General features: G+C 54.7%; 12 protein-coding genes. 5 read left to right on the forward strand and 7 right to left on the reverse strand.

The features are described 5' to 3' along the window. The first annotated feature begins 332 nt into the window (after nucleotides 1–332). The 4 genes from F1381_RS24620 to F1381_RS24635 all read left to right on the forward strand — a co-directional run bounded on the left by F1381_RS24620 (nucleotide 333) and on the right by F1381_RS24635 (nucleotide 4984). Entirely contained in the window at nucleotides 333–2072 is a 1740-nt protein-coding gene (locus F1381_RS24620) for a sensor histidine kinase (protein ID WP_151737482.1), read from the forward strand. Nucleotides 2073–2089: 17 nt separating this feature from the next. Then, nucleotides 2090–3736 (forward strand): response regulator transcription factor, encoded by a 1647-nt coding sequence (locus F1381_RS24625; protein WP_151737483.1) that lies wholly within the window; start codon nucleotides 2090–2092, stop codon nucleotides 3734–3736. A 43-nt stretch (nucleotides 3737–3779) separates the two neighbouring features. Beyond that, entirely contained in the window at nucleotides 3780–4292 is a 513-nt protein-coding gene (locus tag F1381_RS24630; protein ID WP_187355550.1) for a GNAT family N-acetyltransferase, read from the forward strand. 203 nt (nucleotides 4293–4495) lie between these two features. After that, the gene (locus tag F1381_RS24635; protein ID WP_151737485.1) at nucleotides 4496–4984 is read left to right on the forward strand and encodes an LURP-one-related/scramblase family protein; all 489 of its coding nucleotides are present in this window, start codon (nucleotides 4496–4498) and stop codon (nucleotides 4982–4984) included. Between the two features lie 403 nt (nucleotides 4985–5387). Here the strand turns inward: F1381_RS24635 and treR are convergent, their stop codons facing one another. From treR to F1381_RS24665, 6 genes are all read right to left on the reverse strand, one after another. Next, entirely contained in the window at nucleotides 5388–6107 is a 720-nt protein-coding gene (gene treR, locus F1381_RS24640; RefSeq protein ID WP_151737486.1) for a trehalose operon repressor, read from the reverse strand. A gap of 304 nt (nucleotides 6108–6411) precedes the next feature. Further along, nucleotides 6412–8418, reverse strand: a complete 2007-nt coding sequence (treP, locus tag F1381_RS24645) for a PTS system trehalose-specific EIIBC component (protein WP_151737487.1) — start codon at nucleotides 8416–8418, stop codon at nucleotides 6412–6414. Between the two features lie 64 nt (nucleotides 8419–8482). Beyond that, nucleotides 8483–10189 (reverse strand): alpha,alpha-phosphotrehalase, encoded by a 1707-nt coding sequence (treC, locus tag F1381_RS24650; protein WP_246188189.1) that lies wholly within the window; start codon nucleotides 10187–10189, stop codon nucleotides 8483–8485. 341 nt (nucleotides 10190–10530) lie between these two features. Continuing rightward, a complete protein-coding gene (locus F1381_RS24655; RefSeq protein ID WP_187355551.1) occupies nucleotides 10531–12498 on the reverse strand; it encodes a coiled-coil domain-containing protein in 1968 nt (655 codons plus the stop codon). Between the two features lie 523 nt (nucleotides 12499–13021). Continuing rightward, complete coding sequence (locus tag F1381_RS24660) at nucleotides 13022–14536, reverse strand: glycoside hydrolase family 43 protein (protein WP_151737543.1); 1515 nt, start codon at nucleotides 14534–14536, stop codon at nucleotides 13022–13024. 196 nt (nucleotides 14537–14732) lie between these two features. Beyond that, the gene (locus F1381_RS24665; RefSeq protein ID WP_151737489.1) at nucleotides 14733–16472 is read right to left on the reverse strand and encodes an ABC transporter substrate-binding protein; all 1740 of its coding nucleotides are present in this window, start codon (nucleotides 16470–16472) and stop codon (nucleotides 14733–14735) included. Between the two features lie 140 nt (nucleotides 16473–16612). Between F1381_RS24665 and F1381_RS24670 the strand changes: the two genes are divergently transcribed. After that, complete coding sequence (locus F1381_RS24670) at nucleotides 16613–17479, forward strand: helix-turn-helix domain-containing protein (protein ID WP_151737490.1); 867 nt, start codon at nucleotides 16613–16615, stop codon at nucleotides 17477–17479. 646 nt (nucleotides 17480–18125) lie between these two features. On the opposite strand, the gene F1381_RS24675 is transcribed toward F1381_RS24670, so the two are convergent. Beyond that, complete coding sequence (locus F1381_RS24675; protein WP_151737491.1) at nucleotides 18126–19799, reverse strand: extracellular solute-binding protein; 1674 nt, start codon at nucleotides 19797–19799, stop codon at nucleotides 18126–18128. Nucleotides 19800–19813 lie beyond the last annotated feature (14 nt).

The following is a 19813-nucleotide window of genomic DNA, read 5'->3' on the forward strand; positions in this document are numbered from 1 at the left end:
CCGAATCTATTCAAATTGTAACGGCTTTCGCGATGAAAGGGCATACATTTTCCGGCAGAGAACCTTCACTTTCTTGCTCACTTGGCGGTGCGCCTTGTCCCCGGCCTGTAAAATTTCACGCTAAACCTGTAAAAATTTCCGTTTCTGCATCTTCCGCTGCATCGGGTATGTGAAAATATGCTATGGTATTTGTACGGGGCATCGTGTAATATGAAAACGCTTAACTTCTAGCTGGATACACACTTCTGGCAGGTTCACCGGCCCTGCTGAGCGATTAAGGAGGGTTCAACACGAAACGGAAGTCTATTATTAAAAGCCGCATCATCTTAATCATGGCCCTATTCGCGCTGCTGATCGCGACCCTGCTCTCCTTCTTCAGCTATGAGCTGATCACCTACTACCAGCGCAAAACGACGATTCAGGCGACCGAGTTCAACCTGCAGCTCGTCTCCCATATTATTGAACAGGACCTGCTCAATCTGTCGCAGCTGGCGATGACCTGCAGCACCAATTCTTCTACCAATACGCTGCTTGCCGGTTATTTCGGATCGGAGGAGGCCAGCGCCAAGGATGCGGTGAATGTATTTAATTCCATGCAGGAGGATTTCCGTGTCAACCGCTCGCACGGCTATGTCCGCCGGCTGATCGTGACGGATCACCGCGGCAAATTTCTGCAGGTGGACAATTCTGTCAGTGCCTCGACACCGCTCACGGTGCACAATATCGGCACGGTTCCCGGGCTGGACGGAGAGACGGTTGAGAAGTGGGACCAGGTCGTCAGCGACCCGTTATCCCCTTCCTCCGGCATTCCGTTCATTCTGCCGATCTACGGAGACGGGGGCGCGCGGATCGGCACCGTCTATCTGCTCGCCAACACCTCGGTGATTACCGACAAGCTGAAGGGCTACGCGCTGCCGGCAAATTCGCAGCTCCTGCTGACGCTCGGCGACCATCCTTATCAGCTTCTTAATGATCAGGTAATTCCTGTGAACAACCCGGCCAAGCCGGTCGCTTACACCGCAGACAAACCGGTTGGCGCGCAAACCAGCCTGTCGATGATCGCCATGGATGATGGAGAGCGGCAAATCTCCGTCTCCTATCCCGTACGCAGCGGCGTCATCCTGTCCCAGACGATATCGGGTGACCAGTTCGCCCCGAAGGCCAACATCTGGATTCTGATTATGCTCGGCGTCTGCTTTCTGGTGATCGTCTCCAGCGGCATCATTATGCTCTACCTGACACGCACCATCAGCCTGCCGGTGGAGAAGCTCAAGAAGCGGATCGACAAGATCGCCCAGGGTAACTTCCTGCTCGACCGCAACATCGAATGGAACAGCGAGCTTGGTGATATCGGCAGAGGCATCAACCGGCTGTCCCAGGACATCCTCACCCTGATGGACAGCCGGCTTGCGGACGAGAAGCAGAAGCAGGAGCTGGAATACCGGATGCTGCAGAGCCAGATCAACCCGCATTTTCTGTATAATACCCTTAACTCGATCAAATGGATGGCGACGATCCAGAATGCCACCGGCATTGTGGAGATGACCACCTCCCTGTCCCGCATGCTGCGCAGCATGGCCAAGGACAGCCGGCGGCTGGTCCCGCTGCAGGATGAGCTGAGCCTTTTGAATGATTATTTTCTGATCCAGAAATACCGCTACGGCGGTACGCTCAGCATGGAGCAGCAGATTGAGGGCGAGGAGCTGCTGACGGGGCTGATCCCCCGGTTTACCCTGCAGCCGCTGGTGGAGAACGCCATCTTCCATGGCATTGAGCCGAAAGGCCGGGGCCAGATCACCGTCACGGTCCGTAAAGAGGGCTTCGCCAATCTCCTCATTACCGTCCGGGATAACGGAATCGGCATGACCCCGGAGCAGATTGCCGCCATTCTGGCCGAGCCGGAGCCGGGTGCAAAGGGCTTGATCGAGAATATCGGGCTGCGCAGCGTCAACGAGCGGCTGCACTTAGCCTTCGGCGGCCATTACGGACTCTCCATCGAAAGCGAGCCCGGTGCTTACACGTTAATGACGATCCTCATACCGTTTCAGCAGAAGGAGCATTCATACATGTAAATCCGGGAGGGATGATCTTGATCAAACTGTTAATCGCCGACGATGAAGCGCTGGTGTGCATCGGACTCCAGTCCATGCTCAAATGGGAGCAGTTCAACATCGAAATCGTCGGCATCGCCCACAACGGCGCCCAGGAAGAGGAGATGATCGACGAGCTCCGGCCCGACATTGTCATCAGCGATATCAAAATGCCGCTCAAGACCGGCCTCGAGGTCGCCGCTTCCGTCCGCCAGAAATACGGCCGCCTCCCACTCTTTATCATCCTGACCAGCTATGAGGAATTTGAGTACGCGCGCGGGGCGATCAATGTGCAGGCGATGGATTATCTGGTGAAGCTGGAGCTGACGCCGGACACGCTGGCCGCGTCGGTCCGCAAGGCTATCGGCCTGCTGGAGACCTACCAGTCCCTGGAGAGCTATCCTAACCTGGTCCACCGCAGCAACCTGCAGGCCCAGCGCGACAAGTTGTTCATCCGGCTGTTCAACAATCTGTTCGAGAACAAGAACCAGTACCTGCTGCAAAAAGAAGACCTGGACCTCGATCTGCCCGGGTCCGCCTATCTCGTGGCCATCTGCCGAATTCTCGGACCGGACAGCGTTCCGCCCCGGGGGGATAAGCTCGTAGCCCTGTGCTCCAGTACCGTGCAGCTGGCCAAGGATACCTTGTCTTCCTCTGGTCCCTGCTATGTCACCAGCCTCGACCTGCGCAACTTTGCCGTCACCCTGCCGGTACCCTCCACCGATCCCCGGGAATGGAAGCCCGGCTTGGAGCGCCGGCTGGCCGATATGGCCTCTGTGCTGCATAATTATTTCAATGTGACGATTATCGGGGCCGCCGGGTTTGCCGTGGAAGACCCCTACCTGCTGCGGGAGAGCTACCTCGCGGCCCGCCGGGCGTTGCCGGCTGCCGTGAGCGGACGTTCCTTCGTATTCTTTACGGAGGGGGAACCGCCGGACCAGGAGCATCCCCTGTTTGATTTCTCGGAATCCCGCTCAGAGATTCGCCGCGCTTTTGAAGAGCTGGATACTCAGGCGCTTTACTCGATTATTACGAGAATGACCGAGTTCTATGGCGGCCGGTCCGACCTGCTGGTTCCCGCCACCGACGCGGCCTGCAATATTCTGTACATGGCCACATCCCTCCTGGCGGACGGCGAGAATATCGTGGAACAGATTTTCGAGCATGAACCTGAGGGCTACCGGGCGATTTACCAGATGCACACGATTGAAGGGGTTGTAAGCTGGCTGGTCCAGTTCCGCGACGGCTGCTCGGAGATGCTGTCGGCGCGGAGACAAGGCTATAAGGAGCAGGTTGTGAAAAATGTGCAGGAGTACATCAAGCGCAACCTGGGCACAAAGCTCTCGCTCAACCAGGTGGCCGATGTGTTCAACTTCAGCCCCAATTACCTCAGCCATTTATTCTCCAAGGTAGCCGGGACCAACTATGTGGAATACATTACGGAAACCAAGATCGCCGCTGCCAAGGAAATGATGGTACGGGGAGAAGGCCGCATCTACGAAGTCTCCGAGAAGCTTGGTTATGAGAGTGCCTTTTACTTCAGCAAAGTGTTCAAGAAAGTCACCGGCATGTCTCCACGGGAGTACATGCAGCAGCTTGAAGCAGGCACACAGCCCGGGCGGTGCGGGGAGAGCCGGAGTTTTTAAAGCATATATTTCTGTTGGAACACTCATATTGGAGGGGTTATCAATGATATTGGAAACAGAGAGGTTATTCCTTCGCCCATATGACCGGGAGGATTTAAATCGGCTGCATGACCTTTTATCGGATCCGGTGACAATGGAATTTTGGCCTGCACCGTTTACCCTGGAACAGAGTCAGCAATGGTTAAGACAAAGCATGGAGACCTACCCTTCCGGACTCGGCAGGCTCGGCGTATTTTGTAAGAGCAATGGATCGTTTATCGGCGATGCCGGTCTTCGGGTCTCAGAGCTCGACGGGAAGCAGGAAATGGACCTGGGCTACATTATCCAGGCAGCCAACTGGAGACAGGGCTACGGCTTAGAAGCGGCACGGGCGGTGCTGAGATACGGGGTGGAAGAGCTGGGGCTGAAACGAATTTGCGCCAACATGCCGGTGCACCACCACGGTTCGAGAAGAGTGGCCATGGATCTTGGAATGATCCTGGAGAAAGAGTTCTTAAATGCCAGGAACCGGAATATCCAAACCTGCTTATATGTTACGGGAAGAAATGAGGAATGAATCACTCTCTTTACTCTGGCGCCCCCACCAATCCATACTGCAAGAGCCTTCATGCCAATCTGCTGAAAGTGGGCCACAGGCTGAAATCAGAGGCAGAAAATGCCTTTATTCTCGCATTGGCCTAATCCGCCCGGCATATCCGTGAGGTTGTCTGGTATACTGGGTTTATATTGTAGCTGAGAGAAGAAATGGAGGACTGGTGGATGACGCAACTGTATATCAAGCAGAAGGTGTTCAGCCTAAGTGAAAAATTCACAGTAAAGAATCAGCAGGAGCAGGATGTCTATTATGTCGAGGGCAGTTTTATGCAAATTCCAAAGACGTTCTCCATTAGGAACACAGCCGGAGATGAAGTCGCCCTGATTACGAAAAAAGTATTCAGTTTTTTACCGAAGTTTTTTGTTGAGGTTGATGGCCGAGAGATATTAACGATTAAGAAGGAGTTCTCTTTTTTCAAAGCACACTATACGATTGATTCGGCTGATATTGAGGTGCATGGAAATTGGTGGGACATGAATTTTCAGGTCTTACAGCATGGATCTGTTGTAGGTGAAGTAAACAAGGAGTGGTTCACATGGGGCGACAGCTACAAGGTTGATATATGGGATGAGGAGATGGAGGCAATCATGATTGCGATCGTTGTCGCCATTGACTGTGTGAAGGCAGACGAAGCTTCTGCTGCTCATCAGTGATTATTGTAGGGTGACGGCACATTATAATTTCTTCTTCAAGAACAATTGCTGGATATTTTTCGGATATTCATCATTAACGGCAAACCCCTTATAGCCCTCACGCTAAAATTCAGGTTACTGTTTTTTTCATACCCCTTGTTTCTGAATTCTTCAGATATCCAAAACCTCAATGTGATAAAAACAATTAAAGCTAAAGAATTCCGCCCGGACTCACAGCAAAAGCTGGCGCATTTGCAGATCATCTGCAAATGCGCCAGCTCTATTTTCCTGAGCGGTAATGTTACTCGACCTTCCCGCCTTCTACCACCAGCTCATCGGTATAGGCTTCGCCGTAGAACTCGTTGGGCGTTTCCTTATAGTCGCCGTTGTCCCTTTCGCAACAATCAGCTTCCGGCCATCCTCCTTACCGCCGCACCCGTCTGGCGAAATCGACGAACTGGAATTTATCCAGCCGGTGCCGGGACTCGGTATACTGGAACAGCACTGTGTCTTCCAGATACACGTAGTTCCGCACGACCACGATATGGGAGTACTGCTTCAAATCAAGCAGCCGGTGGTCCTCCTCCGCCGAGGGCTCCACAGAGATCAGCTTCTTCGCGTAACTGATCTTCAACCCCAGCTCCTGCTCCAGATACTCGTAAATGGAGTTCTCCGCAATCTCCTTGCTCAACCAGGGGACGATGTCCACGCGGAAATAATCCTTATCCAGGATGATCCGCTCGCCGTCAATTTCTCTGGCGCGGATCACCTTCCAGACCTCTGCCTCCGGCGTAATCTGCAGCTGCCTTGCCAGAGCATTGCCTGCCGGCTCCCTGCCGGTCTCCTCCACCAGCGTCCGTGAGGGAGCATCCAGCGTATCGGCCATTTCCTTAAAGGAGATCAGGCCGGTAACAGGGAAATCCATCCGGGTCATGTCCAGCACAAACGAGCCTCTGCCCTTGATTTTGTGAATATATCCCTCGCGGAACAGCAGGTTCAGCGCTTTGCGCACCGTCTCCCGCGAGGTGCCGTAGGCCTCGGCAAGCTCGCTTTCGGAGGGCAGCTTGGCGCCCGGCGGCAGCTGGCCGGAATGGATCTGCGAGCTGTAGTCCTTATAGATTTGTAAGTAGATATTCTCTCTCAAATGTGATCACCGCCCTTATTGTATCATGCCATGCCGCCGCAAGCATCGGGCCAGCTCCGGGTGCGGAAAATGCCGCCAAATAGCAGTAAAAACTGCCACTATTTTCTGTATTTCCACTGTGGAATAAGAATAGAGGTAAAAACTCCCTCTATTCTTGCAGAAACGGCCAGTTTGGCCGGATCCTGCAGACATAGAGGGAGAAAATGCCACTATTCTCATTAAATTCGCCTATCCTCTGAAAATAGAGGTAAGTAGTGCCACTATTTTCAGCGCAGGCTTATCGCCAAAGGCGTGAGGGGCGCCCTCACCCCTTCAAATGAATCGTCAGCACGCCTGTCTGCTTGGCGGTAGCCGGCCCGCTCTTCTCTTCAATCCGCTCCACCATCTCCTGCCCGGCAGGGATAATGATCGGTGTAATCAGAGGCAGTCCGGCGGCGCGGATCGCCTCCATATCAAACTCCAGCAGCAGCTCGCCGGCCTTCACCTTGTCGCCGATATTCTTATGGGCAGTAAAGGCGCTGCCCTTGAGCGACACGGTGTTAATCCCGACGTGGATAAGCACCTGCACGCCGCTGGCATGCTCCAGAATCAGCGCATGCTTGCTCTTGATGACATGGGCCACGGTAGCATCGAACGGCGCATACACCTTGCCTTCGGAAGGCTCGATGGCAATACCCTCGCCCATCTGCTTCTCGGCAAAGGCCGGATCGGGCACCTGCTCCAGCGGAACCGCCGTGCCGCTGAGCGGCGCAGCCAGCTCCAGAATGTTCAGCGGTTCCCGCGAAGCCTGAACGGAGCTGCGGCTGCTCAGTTCATTGGCTGCGGCTGCAGAAGTTGCAGCTGTTGCAGCTGTTGCAGCAGTGCCTGCCGTTGCGGCCCCGGCGGTCGCCACCTTCTCACCCCGGCGTACAACAGTGCGGCCGTACAACATCGTGAGGAGGAACGGCACGATGAGCACAATCGCCATCCCGATGAAGAAGACGCCCCACTGGTCCGGGAAGATCGACAGGAAGCCGGGAATCCCGCCTACCCCGATGGATGAAGCGCGGACATCGTTAAGGGTGAGCAGCATGCCGGCCAGCGCCGAGCCGATCATCCCGAAGATGAACGGATAACGGTAGCGGATGTTCACCCCGAAGATCGCCGGCTCGGTTACGCCGAGGAAGGCGGATACGGAGGACGTCACCGCAAGGCCCTTGGTCTTCTGCTCGCGGACAATCCATATCATCGCCAGCGCCGCAGCGCCCTGGGCAATGTTCGACAGCGCCAGCATCGGCCAGAGGAACGTGCCGCCTTCGCTGCCGATCAGCTGAACGTCGACCGCCAGGAATGTATGGTGCATCCCGGTAATGACCAGAGCGGCATACAGACCGCCGTAAATCAGGCCGCCGAGCAGCGCAAAATGATCGAAGATGTAGACCAGACCGTCGGTGATCGCATTGCCGATGGCAAAGGTCAGCGGCCCGATAATGGTGAACGCCAGGAAGCCTGTGATCAGCAAGGTCACCGGAGCTACGACCAGCAGCTTGATCGAATCATGCACCCGCTTGTTCAGGAACTTCTCAATGCTGGCCAGGATATAGGCTGAGACGAGCACCGGCAGCACCTGTCCCTGATAGCCGATCTTCTCCACATGCCAGCCGAACAGATTCCAGGTAGGAACGGTACCTTCCAGCGAAGCATTGGCATAACTGTAAGCACTGAGCAAATCCGGATGAACAAGAATGAGTCCGAGCACGATCCCCAGCAGCGGGCTGCCGCCGAAGCGGGTCACGGCCGACCAGCCGATCAGCGCCGGCAGGAAGGTGAAGGCCGTGCTGGCAATCGTGTTGATGATGGACGCAATGTCACTCCAGGCCGGATACACCTGAACCAGTGACTGTTCGTCGAAGAAAATGCCGGGGCCGGTCAGGATATTATTGATCCCGAGCAGCAACCCTGCGGTTACGATAGCCGGCAGAATCGGAATGAAAATATCGGCCAGCGTCTTGATCGCCCGCTGCAGCGGATTCTGCTTGCGCGCGGCGGCATTCTTCACCTCATCCTTGGAGGCGCGGGAGCCGCCGGTAAGCTTAATCATTTCATCGTATACCGTGTCCACCGTACCGGGGCCGATTACAATCTGGAATTGTCCCTGGGTCGAGAATTGACCCTTAACCAGATCGTTGCGGTCCAGAGCGGCGGAATCCACCTTGCTCTCGTCATAAAGCGAGAATCTCAGCCGGGTGACGCAGTGCGTGGCAACTTCAATATTCTCCTTGCCTCCGACCGCCCGGACAATTTCCTCGACGTCTTTGCGGTTAATTGCCATAGGTTCATCTCCTTGCCTGATGATGTATTCTTAGGATGCTTGTTCTAACCGATTTCCAGCGCTCTTACTTTTGTAATAGCCACATATAAGATGCATATGGACTAAGCTGAAGCTCTTGCAGCAATTCCGGCGGTTCCAGCGTATTTCCAATCAGGAGCCTATTCTTCCCAATCGCTCTTAAATCTGCCCACTGCACTTCTCCGAAACGGTAAGTCACCTCTTGCTCGCTGAAATTGGAGACCACGACCAGCGCCTCCCCTTCAGCCGTTCTGGCATAAGCAAAGACTTGGGGATGCTGCTCATCCAGCCGCCGGAATACCCCTTCCGTGAAAATGGAATACTCCTTGCGCAGCGCAATCAGCTTGCGGTAATGATGGAAGGTCGAATCCGGATCGGCTAGCTCCCGCTTGACGTTGATCTCCGGATAGCGTTCGTCGACCTTAATCCACGGCGTTCCCGTGGTGAACCCGGCATTCGGGCTGTCATCCCACTGCATCGGCGTGCGCGAATTATCCCGCGAGCGTTCCTGGAGGATGCTCAGGGCCGCCTCCGGACTTAAGCCGCGCTCCTGCAGAATGCGGTACATATTCAGCGACTCGATATCGCGGAACTCTTCAATACCTTGCCAGACCGGATTCGGCATCCCGATTTCTTCACCCTGATACACATACGGCGTTCCCTGCATGCCGTGCAGCGTAGTAGCCAGCAGCTTGGCGCTCTCCACGCGGTAGCGCTTATCGTCGGTGAACCGGGAGAGAGCCCGCGGCTGATCGTGATTGTTGAAAAATAACGCGTTCCACCCGCCGCCCTGCTGCATCCCGGTCTGCCACTGCGTAAAGAGCCTCTTCATGGCCTCGAAATCATAAGGCATCAGCTCCCACTTCTGCCCGTTCGGATAATCCACCTTAAGGTGGTGGAAGTTGAAGGTCATGGAGAACTCCCGCTCCTCCGGGTTAGAGTAGCGAATACAATGTTCAAGCGTTGTTGAAGACATCTCGCCGACCGTCACCATTTCATACGGGCCGAACACTTCTTCATACATCGCTTTAATAAACTCATGGACCCGCGGGCCGTCCGTGTAGAACTTCCGTCCGTCTCCCGGCGGCACACTGCCGTCGTCATCCGGGAAGCGCTGGTCCTTGGAGATCACGTTAATGACATCCATGCGGAAGCCGTCCACGCCTTTGCGCGCCCAGAACAGCATCATATCGATGACGGCCCGGCGCACCTTCTCGTTCTCCCAGTTGAGATCCGCCTGGGTCTTGTCATACAGTGTCAGGAAATATTGCCCCGAGGCTTCGTCGAACTGCCAGGCCGGCCCGCCGAACTTCGACTGCCAGTTGTTGGGATAACCGCCGCCCGGTCCCGGGTCCCTCCAGATATAATAGTCCCGGAACGGATTGTCCCTGCCGGAGACCGCCTGCTTGAACCATTCATGCTCCGTTGACGTATGATTGACCACAATATCGGTCATCAGCTTCATGCCTCTCCGGTGCAGCTCCTCCACCAGCTCGTCGAAATCCGCCATCGTCCCGAAATCGGGGTTAATCGCCTCATAATCGGCCACATCGTAACCGTTATCATGCTGCGGCGAAACATAGACCGGCTGCAGCCAGACAATATCGGTGCCAAGACTCTGCAAATAGTCCAGTTTCTCCGTAAGTCCTTTGATATCTCCCGTTCCGCTGCCTGTCGTGTCCTTGAAGCTCTTCGGATAGACCTGATACACCGCCGAGCGGCGCCACCATTCCGAATACCGGGGCTGACTCACATGAAACACCTCCAGAAAGTATAGCTTTACTCAACCATTAAACCTGTATATACAAGTTCAAACACTTCCCAAAGTGTAATCCTGTATATACAGGTTGTCAATCTTCAGTGTTCAACCATTTTTACCCAAGATCGGGACAGCTCATTCTGAATGGGGGCAAAAAGGTTGACTCTATGACTCTATTCAGCAAAAACCGTCGTTGAGCACAGAAGTCCAGCCCTCTGGTCGAAAGCGGAAAAGGCCCTTTTTCCCGTTTCGCCGGGGATTCCCGGAAACGTCGAAGAAGCTGTCCCCATCAGCCATTTTTGGCTTTAGAGACAGCTCCTCCCTCGCTTGTAAACTTAGAACAACTCCAACTGATCTACCCGCGAATCCATCCGCTCCAACGTTTCAGGAGCCTTATCCCGGAAGTAGGCATGCTGTATCTGCTGGGTCGGCTCAATGATTTGTTTGGAGGCATCGGAGGTGCTGCGGAGACGGCAGCTGTAGACAATCGGGAAATAGTCCTGCAAGAACTTGCCCTCCGCATGCGCAGTCAGGGCGATAATCTGGAAGCCCAGCTGCTCAGCGATAAAGAAGACCGGGCTCAGTACATGATCGCTGGATGCTTTACCGAACGGATTGTCCAGAATAACGGTGCGGTGCAGCTTCATAGTATCCTTAATATATTGCCTGCGCTCGGCGACATAGTTGAGCAGGCCGAGGAACAGGGTCATATTCTTGCTCCATTTCTCCCCGCCGGACCAGCGGTTCGACTGCTCCCAGGAATACGATGCCTTCGTAACCTGATGGTCATTCATCACCTTGCGGCAGGTCACCTTCATCGCCTCACCCTTCAGTACAACCTGCAGGAGCCGCCTGGAATCAAGCCACTTCTCCAGACTTTTACGGATGTCTCCCTGCTGGGATTTGCCCTGCTCGTCCGTAACCTGATAGCGATCCAACTGGGTGATAATCCACTCGATATGGCTGCGGATGCGGTCCTTGCCGTCCTGGTCCTCCCATTCCGGAATGGAGAAGCTGTAAATCTCCCGCCAGCCGTCGGCTGTCTTAACGCGCGTCTTCTTGGGCAGCTCCTTCAGCTCCTGAACAATATGCTTCAGGTGCGTGTGAATCCGTTGAATGAATTCCTGCAGATCACGGTCATGGGTCTGAATCGTCTCCTCCATCAGATGGATTATCCGCTGGATTCTTACCTCCATCGTCTGCCTGAATTCATTAACCGCTGCATACTCCTGTTCCGGGAACCGCTCTGCGAACTGCTGCTGCAGAATAGCGATACGGCCTTCGCTTTTTTGCAGCTTGGACTGAACCTTATGCAGCTGCTCCGCCGCCCGCTCACGCCCCTTGCGGTACTCCTCAATCTGCCGCCACAGGTCTTGCTTCTTGGCTTCCGGCTGGGCCGGCAGGCTCATCTCTTCATCAAGCTCCGGATATTCACGGCGCAGCTCAGTCATCGCCTTGTCGGCCAGTGACGCCTTGTCACGTTCATGCCTCTGCTCGGATTCCAGCTGGCTGCGTTCTTTCAGGAGACCGGCGCGCTCCTGCTCCAGCACTCTATGTTCGGCCTTAAGCTCCGCTAACGAACGGTCTGTATCCGCATAAGCGAAGCTTTGAACGTTCTCGTACAGCTCGTCCTTACGCAGCAATTGCAGCTTCATATTGGCATCGCTTTGCTCTTGCAGCGCAGTCTGGTATTCTTCCTGAACTCTCGCTAAATGGTACTGCTTCATCCGCAGCTGCTTCTCCAGACTGGCAACCTGCTCCTTGACTGGCGCCAGCGCCTTCTCCAGTTCTTCCCGTTCAACATTAAGCGTTAAATAACGCTGTCCGTCTTTAAGCCAATCTCCGAGCTGATGGATCAAATCCTGCATCTCGCTCAGCTCACTGCGGATTTTGTCCGCCGCCGCTTCAAGCTGCTTCTGCCTCTGCTCACTCCGTTTATGCTCTTCGGTATATCCGATCAGCCGTTCCCGGCTCGCCTGAAGCTGCTGCTCCAGCGCCTGGGAGGCGGCCAACGGGAACTTATCCAGGAACTGCCGGAAATGCTGCCCGGTCTTTTGCCACAGGGACAGTTCATCCTCCCGCTTCTCGCGCTCCTGCCGGGTCTGCTCGGCCCGCTCCAGCAGCCCTGCCTTCCACTGCCGGAATGCAGACCCGTCCTCATTATTGTGCCAGTGTGCTGGAACGGCCCACTGCTCCGCCCGGTCCCTCGCCAGCCCCTGCACCAGCGCCGCCGCTTCCGTGGTGGTGAGCACACGAACCGGATAGACAAATTCTTGGCCCGCAGCCGAGAGCTTCTGCAGCAACGGGTGTTTATCGCTCTCGGTGGTTACCAGAGTTACCGCAGATATGCTCTTCCATAGACAGGAAAAGGGAGGTCCCGGGAACAGGTGCTTGCTGGACCATCCCGTTAAGTTAATAAGACATGGGTAAGGTTATACGTCCATGTCGCTAAGGAAATTCAACCGGGATACTGCTGCTGCTGACGGAGCTGATAATTTGGGCGAGTAGTATTGCTGAGGCGGGCTGATATTGCTGTCCACGAATTGCTAGATGGATAATGTTACTACAGGGATTAATGTTACTACGAGGTAGTGTCACTGCCGGCGGATAGTGTTGCGTGGGTGCGATACTGTCTACTGAAAGCGACTACTGTTGCTAATTATAGTGCGTGTGCCGGTCCAATCGCCGATACTTGACGGGATAAACCCTTAAGGACAGAGGGAGGGCGCTGGTGTCCATAACGCTGGGAATTCCGGTCTAGGAAATAACGCCTCCTGGGTCCGTAAGCAGAAAGGGGGAGCCCCCTTGCGGGTCCTCCCCTTCGTCCTATTCATTCCCTTCATAATCAAACCAGTCGAAATGCGCCGGAGTGAGCGCGCGCTCCCCGTTGCCGGTGGCGTACATGGCGATGAACACCCCGGTGAACCCGCCGGCCACCTCGGTGGACAGCAGTCCGCATTCCCCTTTGCCGAATACCGCCGGTTCCTTGCCCTCTTCCGCATATTCAAAGACATAAAGGTTCTGGTCGGCCCGGACCGTCAGCACGACAGCTTCACTCAGCCAGGGCATTTCATGCTCAACCTTCCACAGCGAGCCCAGCCGTCTGCGGAAGATCAGCTTGCGTTCACCGGCAATGCAGGCTACCGCAATTTCATAATGGAAGCGCTCGTTCATAAAGACCGTCAGTCCCGCTTCTTCCCCGTTGTGCTGTGGCGCGAAGGTCAGATGTGCAGCGAAGCGGCCGGCGAAATGCTGCTGCCTTCTCCCGATAAAGGCCGGGGTATCTGCTTCATTCAGTGTCACCGGCGAGCCGTACAGCGTCAGGCAGCCGCTCTTGTCCGTGAGTGACCAGTTCTCCTGGTCGGGTGTCCGCAGGAAGGTCCAGCAGGGCGCCAGTACACTATGGTCAAAATCATCGCGCACCTGCGGTACAGCCCCGGGCTGCAGCCGGAGGGTTCCCGCCGGCATCGTTTCGGCCACGGTTCCGTGATATCCGATGACCGGCCAGCCTTCCTCCGTCCAGGTTACGGGCGCCAGAAAGGTCTCCCGGCCCAGATGATGGTGCATCGGGTACCCGTAAGGCCGGATGCCCAGAAATACCGACCACCAGCTGCCGTCCTCCGCTTGAATCAGATCGGCATGACCCGTGGCCTGAATCGGACTCCGCAGGCTTCTGTGGGAGAGGATCGGATTGTGGGGACAGCCCTCAAACGGTCCGTCCGGTCTTTTGCTCCGCGCGATCGTTACCATATGGCCGTATTCTGTGCCGCCCTCGGCAATCATCAGGTAGTACCACTCCCCGATCCGGTACAGATGCGGGGCTTCCGGATGCTGGCCGCCGCTTCCGTTCCACACCAGGCGGATATCCGACAGGCGCTCGCCTGTCAACACATCGATCCGGCTCTGATACGCCCCTTGGCCCATAGCGTCATGTGCGGTCGTATAGTAGACGGACCCGTCCTCATCGAAGAACAGATCGGGATCGATGCCCGGCTGGTCCACATACACGGGATCCGACCATTCCCCGCGCGGATCTTCCGTGTAAACGTAGAAGTTGCCGCGTCCGGATACATTGGTGGTCGTCATGTAAAACACTCCGCCGTGATACCGTATCGTCGGTGCATAGATCCCGCCCGAGCTGCCCGCCTTGCGGAGATTCAGCTGCGAGGTCCGCGTCAGGACATGCCCGAGCTGCTGCCAGTTCACCAGATCCTTGCTGTGGAACAGCGGCACGCCGGGGAAATATTCAAATGAGCTGGTTACCAGAAAGTAGTCGTCACCGACCCGGCAGACGCTGGGATCGGGATGGAATCCGCTTATGACCGGATTAGAGTACGTCATAATTTTCATTTCAACTGCCAAAATTGCATCGCTCCTCTGTCTTCCATCTTGAGATTCAACCTTATTATAGGGCGGGTTTCGTCCATAAACCTTAATATTACGGTCTGAAAACAGCACGATCAGGCCATACATACACCATGGCGGCTTAACCTGCAAAAACCCGCACCATCCCTGGTGCGGGCCTCCACAGCAGAATTTACTGCACTTCCTTGCCGGTAAAGAGCGACACTCTATTTTTGACCAGCTGCGTATATTCTGCTTCCATCTTCTCAGCCCCGGCCCGGTCCAATTCGGCGAGGAAATCATCGAACAGCTTGTCGAATTGATCCGGCTTCGCCAGAATGATCTCCGGAATCCGCTTGCCGACGATATCCTGCGTTTTCTGATAAATGACCTGGTAATCGCCGTCTGTCGGAACCTGCATATTGTACAGTGCGCCCCATTCCTTGACCGGGAACTCATCTTCGGCAGGGAACAGGTCCTTCCAGGTAGTGGCATTATAGGCGGCCAGGGATTCCTTCTCTGCCTCCGAATAGCTGGCGACAATCTGCTCAGGGAAATTGGTGGTATAGTAATTGCCGGTCGAATCTTTGACCCCGTCCCCGTAACGGACGCCGAAGATGGAGTACAGATCCACGCCAGTCTGTCTGGCAAAGGTAGCCGCGTTATTGGTCTTCTGCTCGCGGATTTCGTCCGGAATCACACGTTTGCCATCCACGATATTGTACTGCTTGCCTTCAATGCCCCAGTTGCGCAGCACCTGCCCCTCCTCCGAGGATAACCAGTCAATGAACTTGATCGCCCGGACCGGGTCCTCGCAGGAGCTGCTGATGCTGATACCGTAGCCGTCCACCCCGATCGCCTGCAGGGAGTTTTCCTTAAACTCCTCACCCAGGGTCACCGGGAAATGGGCGTAAGTATATTCGTCCTTGCCCGCCGCCTTCAGCGCATTCTCCGCTTCGCCGTATTCCCATTCTACAGAAGTCAGGCCGAGTACGCGCCCGCTGGAGATTTTGGACTTATACTGATCCTCTTTTTGCACAAAAGAATCCTTATCGAGCAGCCCCTCATTGTACATATGATTGAGCCAGCGGAAATACTCTCTCTCTTCGGGACGCTTGTAGTGCAGCATCGTCTCATAGGTTTCAGGGACTACGTAATATTCGCCGTCTCCTGCACCGCCCGTCGTCGCAGCCGCCTGATTGGTCACGGTAATCATGATCTTCCAGCCGTCTGCATTCAGCGTAAGCGGAATGGTAGGCTGTCCGTCGGTCTCCGGATGCTTGGCCACATAGGCCTTGAGCGCGTTTTCATAATCCTGGACCGTTTTGATCTCCGGATATCCCAGCTCCTTGAGGACACGGTGCTGAATCTGGAAGCCGCTCGTAATATCGAAATACTGCTGGTCTACGCCGACGTTGGTCGGGATCGAATAGATGGCCTGATCGTCCAGACTGTATTTCATCCGGTTCATATTTTCGCTCATGACCTTTTTGATGTTGGGCGCGTACTTGTCAATAAGCTCGGTCAGGTCGATAATGGCACCGGCATCCACCAGCTTGCCCAGCTCCCCTTTGGCGTAAATAATGTCCGGATATTCTCCGCTGGCGGCCATCATGGCTATTTTGTCTTGTCCGCCGCCGCTGCCTACATCAAATTCAGCATCTAACGTAACACCTGTCTTGGCTGTAATCTCTTTCCCGACATCATCCTGCATATTGTTCCAGTTGGGGTTGGCATCGGCGCCGAAGAAAGTGAACGTAATCGGGCTGGTGTCGTCTCCGGTGTTCTCCGGTGTGCTGTTTGCGGCATTGTCCGCATTGCCTGCGTTGTCTGCGTTATTTGCATTGTCCGCATTGCTGCTGCACCCGGCCGAGATCAGCAGCATCGTTGTTAACAGGGCGATGCCGAACCGTTTGGGCAAGGTCTGATTCATGGTGTTTCCCCCTTATTGGCAGATATATTTATTTGGTTCCGTTTTCATTTTAGCTTCTGCTCCGGGGAGAAACCTTGATTATCAAGTCAAAAAACAGCATAATATAGACATCAATTTACAGGGGGACGGGAGGGCAGCGCTTGAGTGATGATGTCTATTTAAACTGGTTTACCTCTGATGAGAAGTTTCCATTCTTCATTCAATACGGAGGGCATGAGGAGGACATGTCGCTGCATCAGCATGTCGATTTCTCCGAGCTGGTCATCGTGCTGCACGGCCATGCCACCCATGTAGTCAACGATGAAGAATCCTTCATCAAGAAAGGGAATGCCTTTGTCCTGAACGGCGGAACCCGCCATGCGTATAAAGCCCCGCATGATTTCCGGATCTGCAATGTCATGTATAAGCCGAAAATGCTGGAAGCCGCCGGCTCCGACCTGCGTTCGCTGAACGGGTATCAGGCGCTGTTCATTCTGGAACCGTTCTACCGGAACATCAATGCGTATAAGAGCAAGCTGAACATGTCCATTGCGAACCTGGAGTATGTCTCGGCGCTGGCGGCCGCGATGATTAAGGAATACGAATCCAAGCAGCCCGGCTATCAGACGCTGCTCGCCTCCCGCTTCATGGAGCTTGTCGTGTACCTGTCCCGGCTGTACGATCATCAGGAGAAGGGCGTAGCCAACAGCCTGATGCATCTCGCCAGTGCGATCTCCTATATCGAGGACCACTATCTGGAACCGCTGACCCTGGAAGAAATCGCTGAGCGCTCCGGGGTTTCCGTCCGCCACCTGAACCGGATTTTTCAGGCTTATTACCAGACCACGCCCGTCGCTTATGTTCAGCGCCTCCGGCTGGAGAGGGCCTCTACCCTGCTGAAGCAGACGAAGCGGCCTATCACCGAAATCTCCTTCGAGTGCGGCTTCAACGACAGCAATTACCTGACCCGGCAGTTTAAAAGAACCTACGGAATGACACCTAAAGCGTACCGGAAGAAGAAGGAGTAGTTCCCGCCGGCGGATCGCCGGGAGTCCCTTTTATTTGTACATCGTTAATGCCGGTTTACCGTCCGCATCCACGTCCTTTCATGTAATAGACGAATATATCAGGAAGCAGAAAAGATATCAGACGATGAAGCTGTCCAGGTTTATGGAGCTTGTCTTGCACTTACCCAGGCAATATGACAACCAAGAGAAGAGTATGCCCAGCAATCTGAGGCATCTGGCGAATGCCGTCTCCTATATCGAAGACCATTATAGTTCACGCATCTCTGTAAGGCTACTAAACCGCATTTTCAATCGTATTATCAGACAACCCCGATGTCTTAAATTAGCACGTACAGGCGGGTGGTGAATGCATGATCGCACAGGTTCTTCTGTTTAACTTATCCAGTTGGAAAATCGCCACCTAATTTCACCTATACGGTGATTTCTTCCAGACTAGTTGGAAAATCGCCACTTCATATGGCCGAAAATCAATGATTCCGCCAATAGCGACCGAATTAAGTGGCGATTATCAAATTAGTTGGCTAAAACCCCTTTAAACCGCTAAATTAGTGTGCGGAAATCCACCTAATAGCATTGGAGTACCGGCAAGTATAACGACACGCACTTAACAAGCCGCCGGAGCTCTCCCCCGGCGGCTATCCTATGACTATTCGGCTTTAAACTCCGCCCGCTGCTGCTCATAAATTTCGTAGAAATCGTCCCAGATCAGGACATTGTCCTTCTCCTTGCTCCACCATTCCTTGTACCACTCCACGATTTCCGCACCGCCGCCGGTTTCCCACTGCTTCTGGGCGTCGCTTGCTGCCTGCTCCATCGAATATTTGCTGCCGCTGATAATGGCTCTGGTATAAATATCATGGACAGCGGCTGTGACATTGCTGAATTTCACCTGTAGCTCCTTCGGCAGCTGCGGCATATGCTCGGAGTGGGTCAAGCCCTCACCCACCGGCAGGTCGGTCATATACGTATCGACCGCTTCCCGGAACAGGCGCAGCGCCTCCTTCTGGGCCGGAATCGCTTCATCGAACTGGGTTTCCGCGTATCCGTATTTGCCTTCCTCCAGACGGCTGTATACCATCGCGAAATCGCTGGCCCAGCTTACTTCATTCTTGTATTTCTCCTGGTCCAGAATGACCGGCTTGCCGTCCACCTCTAAGTTATAATGCTCGCCTTCGATGCCGTACCGGAAGGTGCGTCCGGTGTCCGGCTTGACCAGGAAATCAATGTACTCCATGATGGCTTCCGGATTCTTGGCCCGGGCGTTTACTACAGCGGTCATTTGGACCGGATTGTTCCAGACGGTTGTGAATTGTCCGGCGGACGTCTTGGGAAGAGGCATAATCTTCAGCTTGGCATCCGGTACATTCTTCATTAGCGTATCCAGCTCGCGGGAAGCGAAGCCCATATAATCGTTCGTCATAAAAGCGTAGATGCCAATCTTGCCGTTCAGGAAATCCTGCTTCGATTTGGAGCCGTCTTTGTCGCTCAGGAAGTCTTTGTCTACGACCCCGGCTTCGTACAGGGCCCGTTTGAACTCCGCTTCTTTCTTCAAGCTCTCGGGACCCACCTGAATTTCGCCGTTCTCATCCAGATTGACCCAGTTGGCGTTGAAGATATACCGGAACAGCCCGGCGTTATCGCCGAATTCAAAGCCGCCGATCCCGTAGGTATCGCCCACGCCGTTGCCGTCCGGGTCCTGCTCGGTGAAGGCTTTGGCGACCGCGAGGAATTCCTCCTCTGTGGCCGGAACTGCAAGGCCCAGCTTCTGCAGCCAGTCCTCGCGGATGAACACGCTCACCAGCGGGTACACCTCATTCATCCGGCCGAACTCATACAGCTTGCCGTCCGATTTGATCCCGGCCTGCTTCAGTTGAGGATATTTTTCCAGTAGCGCTTTATACTCCACACTGTGCTGCTCAATAAGATCATCCAGCGGCATCAGCTGCTTCTGGTCGAACATCTGGTTGCGGATGCTGGTGCCGAATTCGAAGATTACGTCCGGTGCGCTCCCTGATGCCAGGAGTACATTCAGCTTGGACTGCGACTCCCAGCGGGGGATGGCTACGAACTTGACATTGGCCGGACCGTTCTCGTTGATCCATTTGGTCCACATATTGTCTTCAATCGTCCCCATTCCATTCGGAACCGAGCCCCGGTCATAGATCGTCGAAGAGATGCTGCCCCGTTCCTTCGTTCCTGTATTGCCCGCATTGCCTGTGTTTCCCGCAGCCGGCTCGTTGTTACCCGAGCATCCCGCCAGCAGGCTGCCCCCTAAGCCGGCAATTAACATGAATTTCGGCAGTTTATGGATTAACCTCATTGATGAAACCCCTC

Origin of the sequence: Paenibacillus tengchongensis (assembly GCF_008973665.1) — a bacterium.
Lineage (GTDB): Bacteria > Bacillota > Bacilli > Paenibacillales > Paenibacillaceae > Paenibacillus_AQ > Paenibacillus_AQ tengchongensis.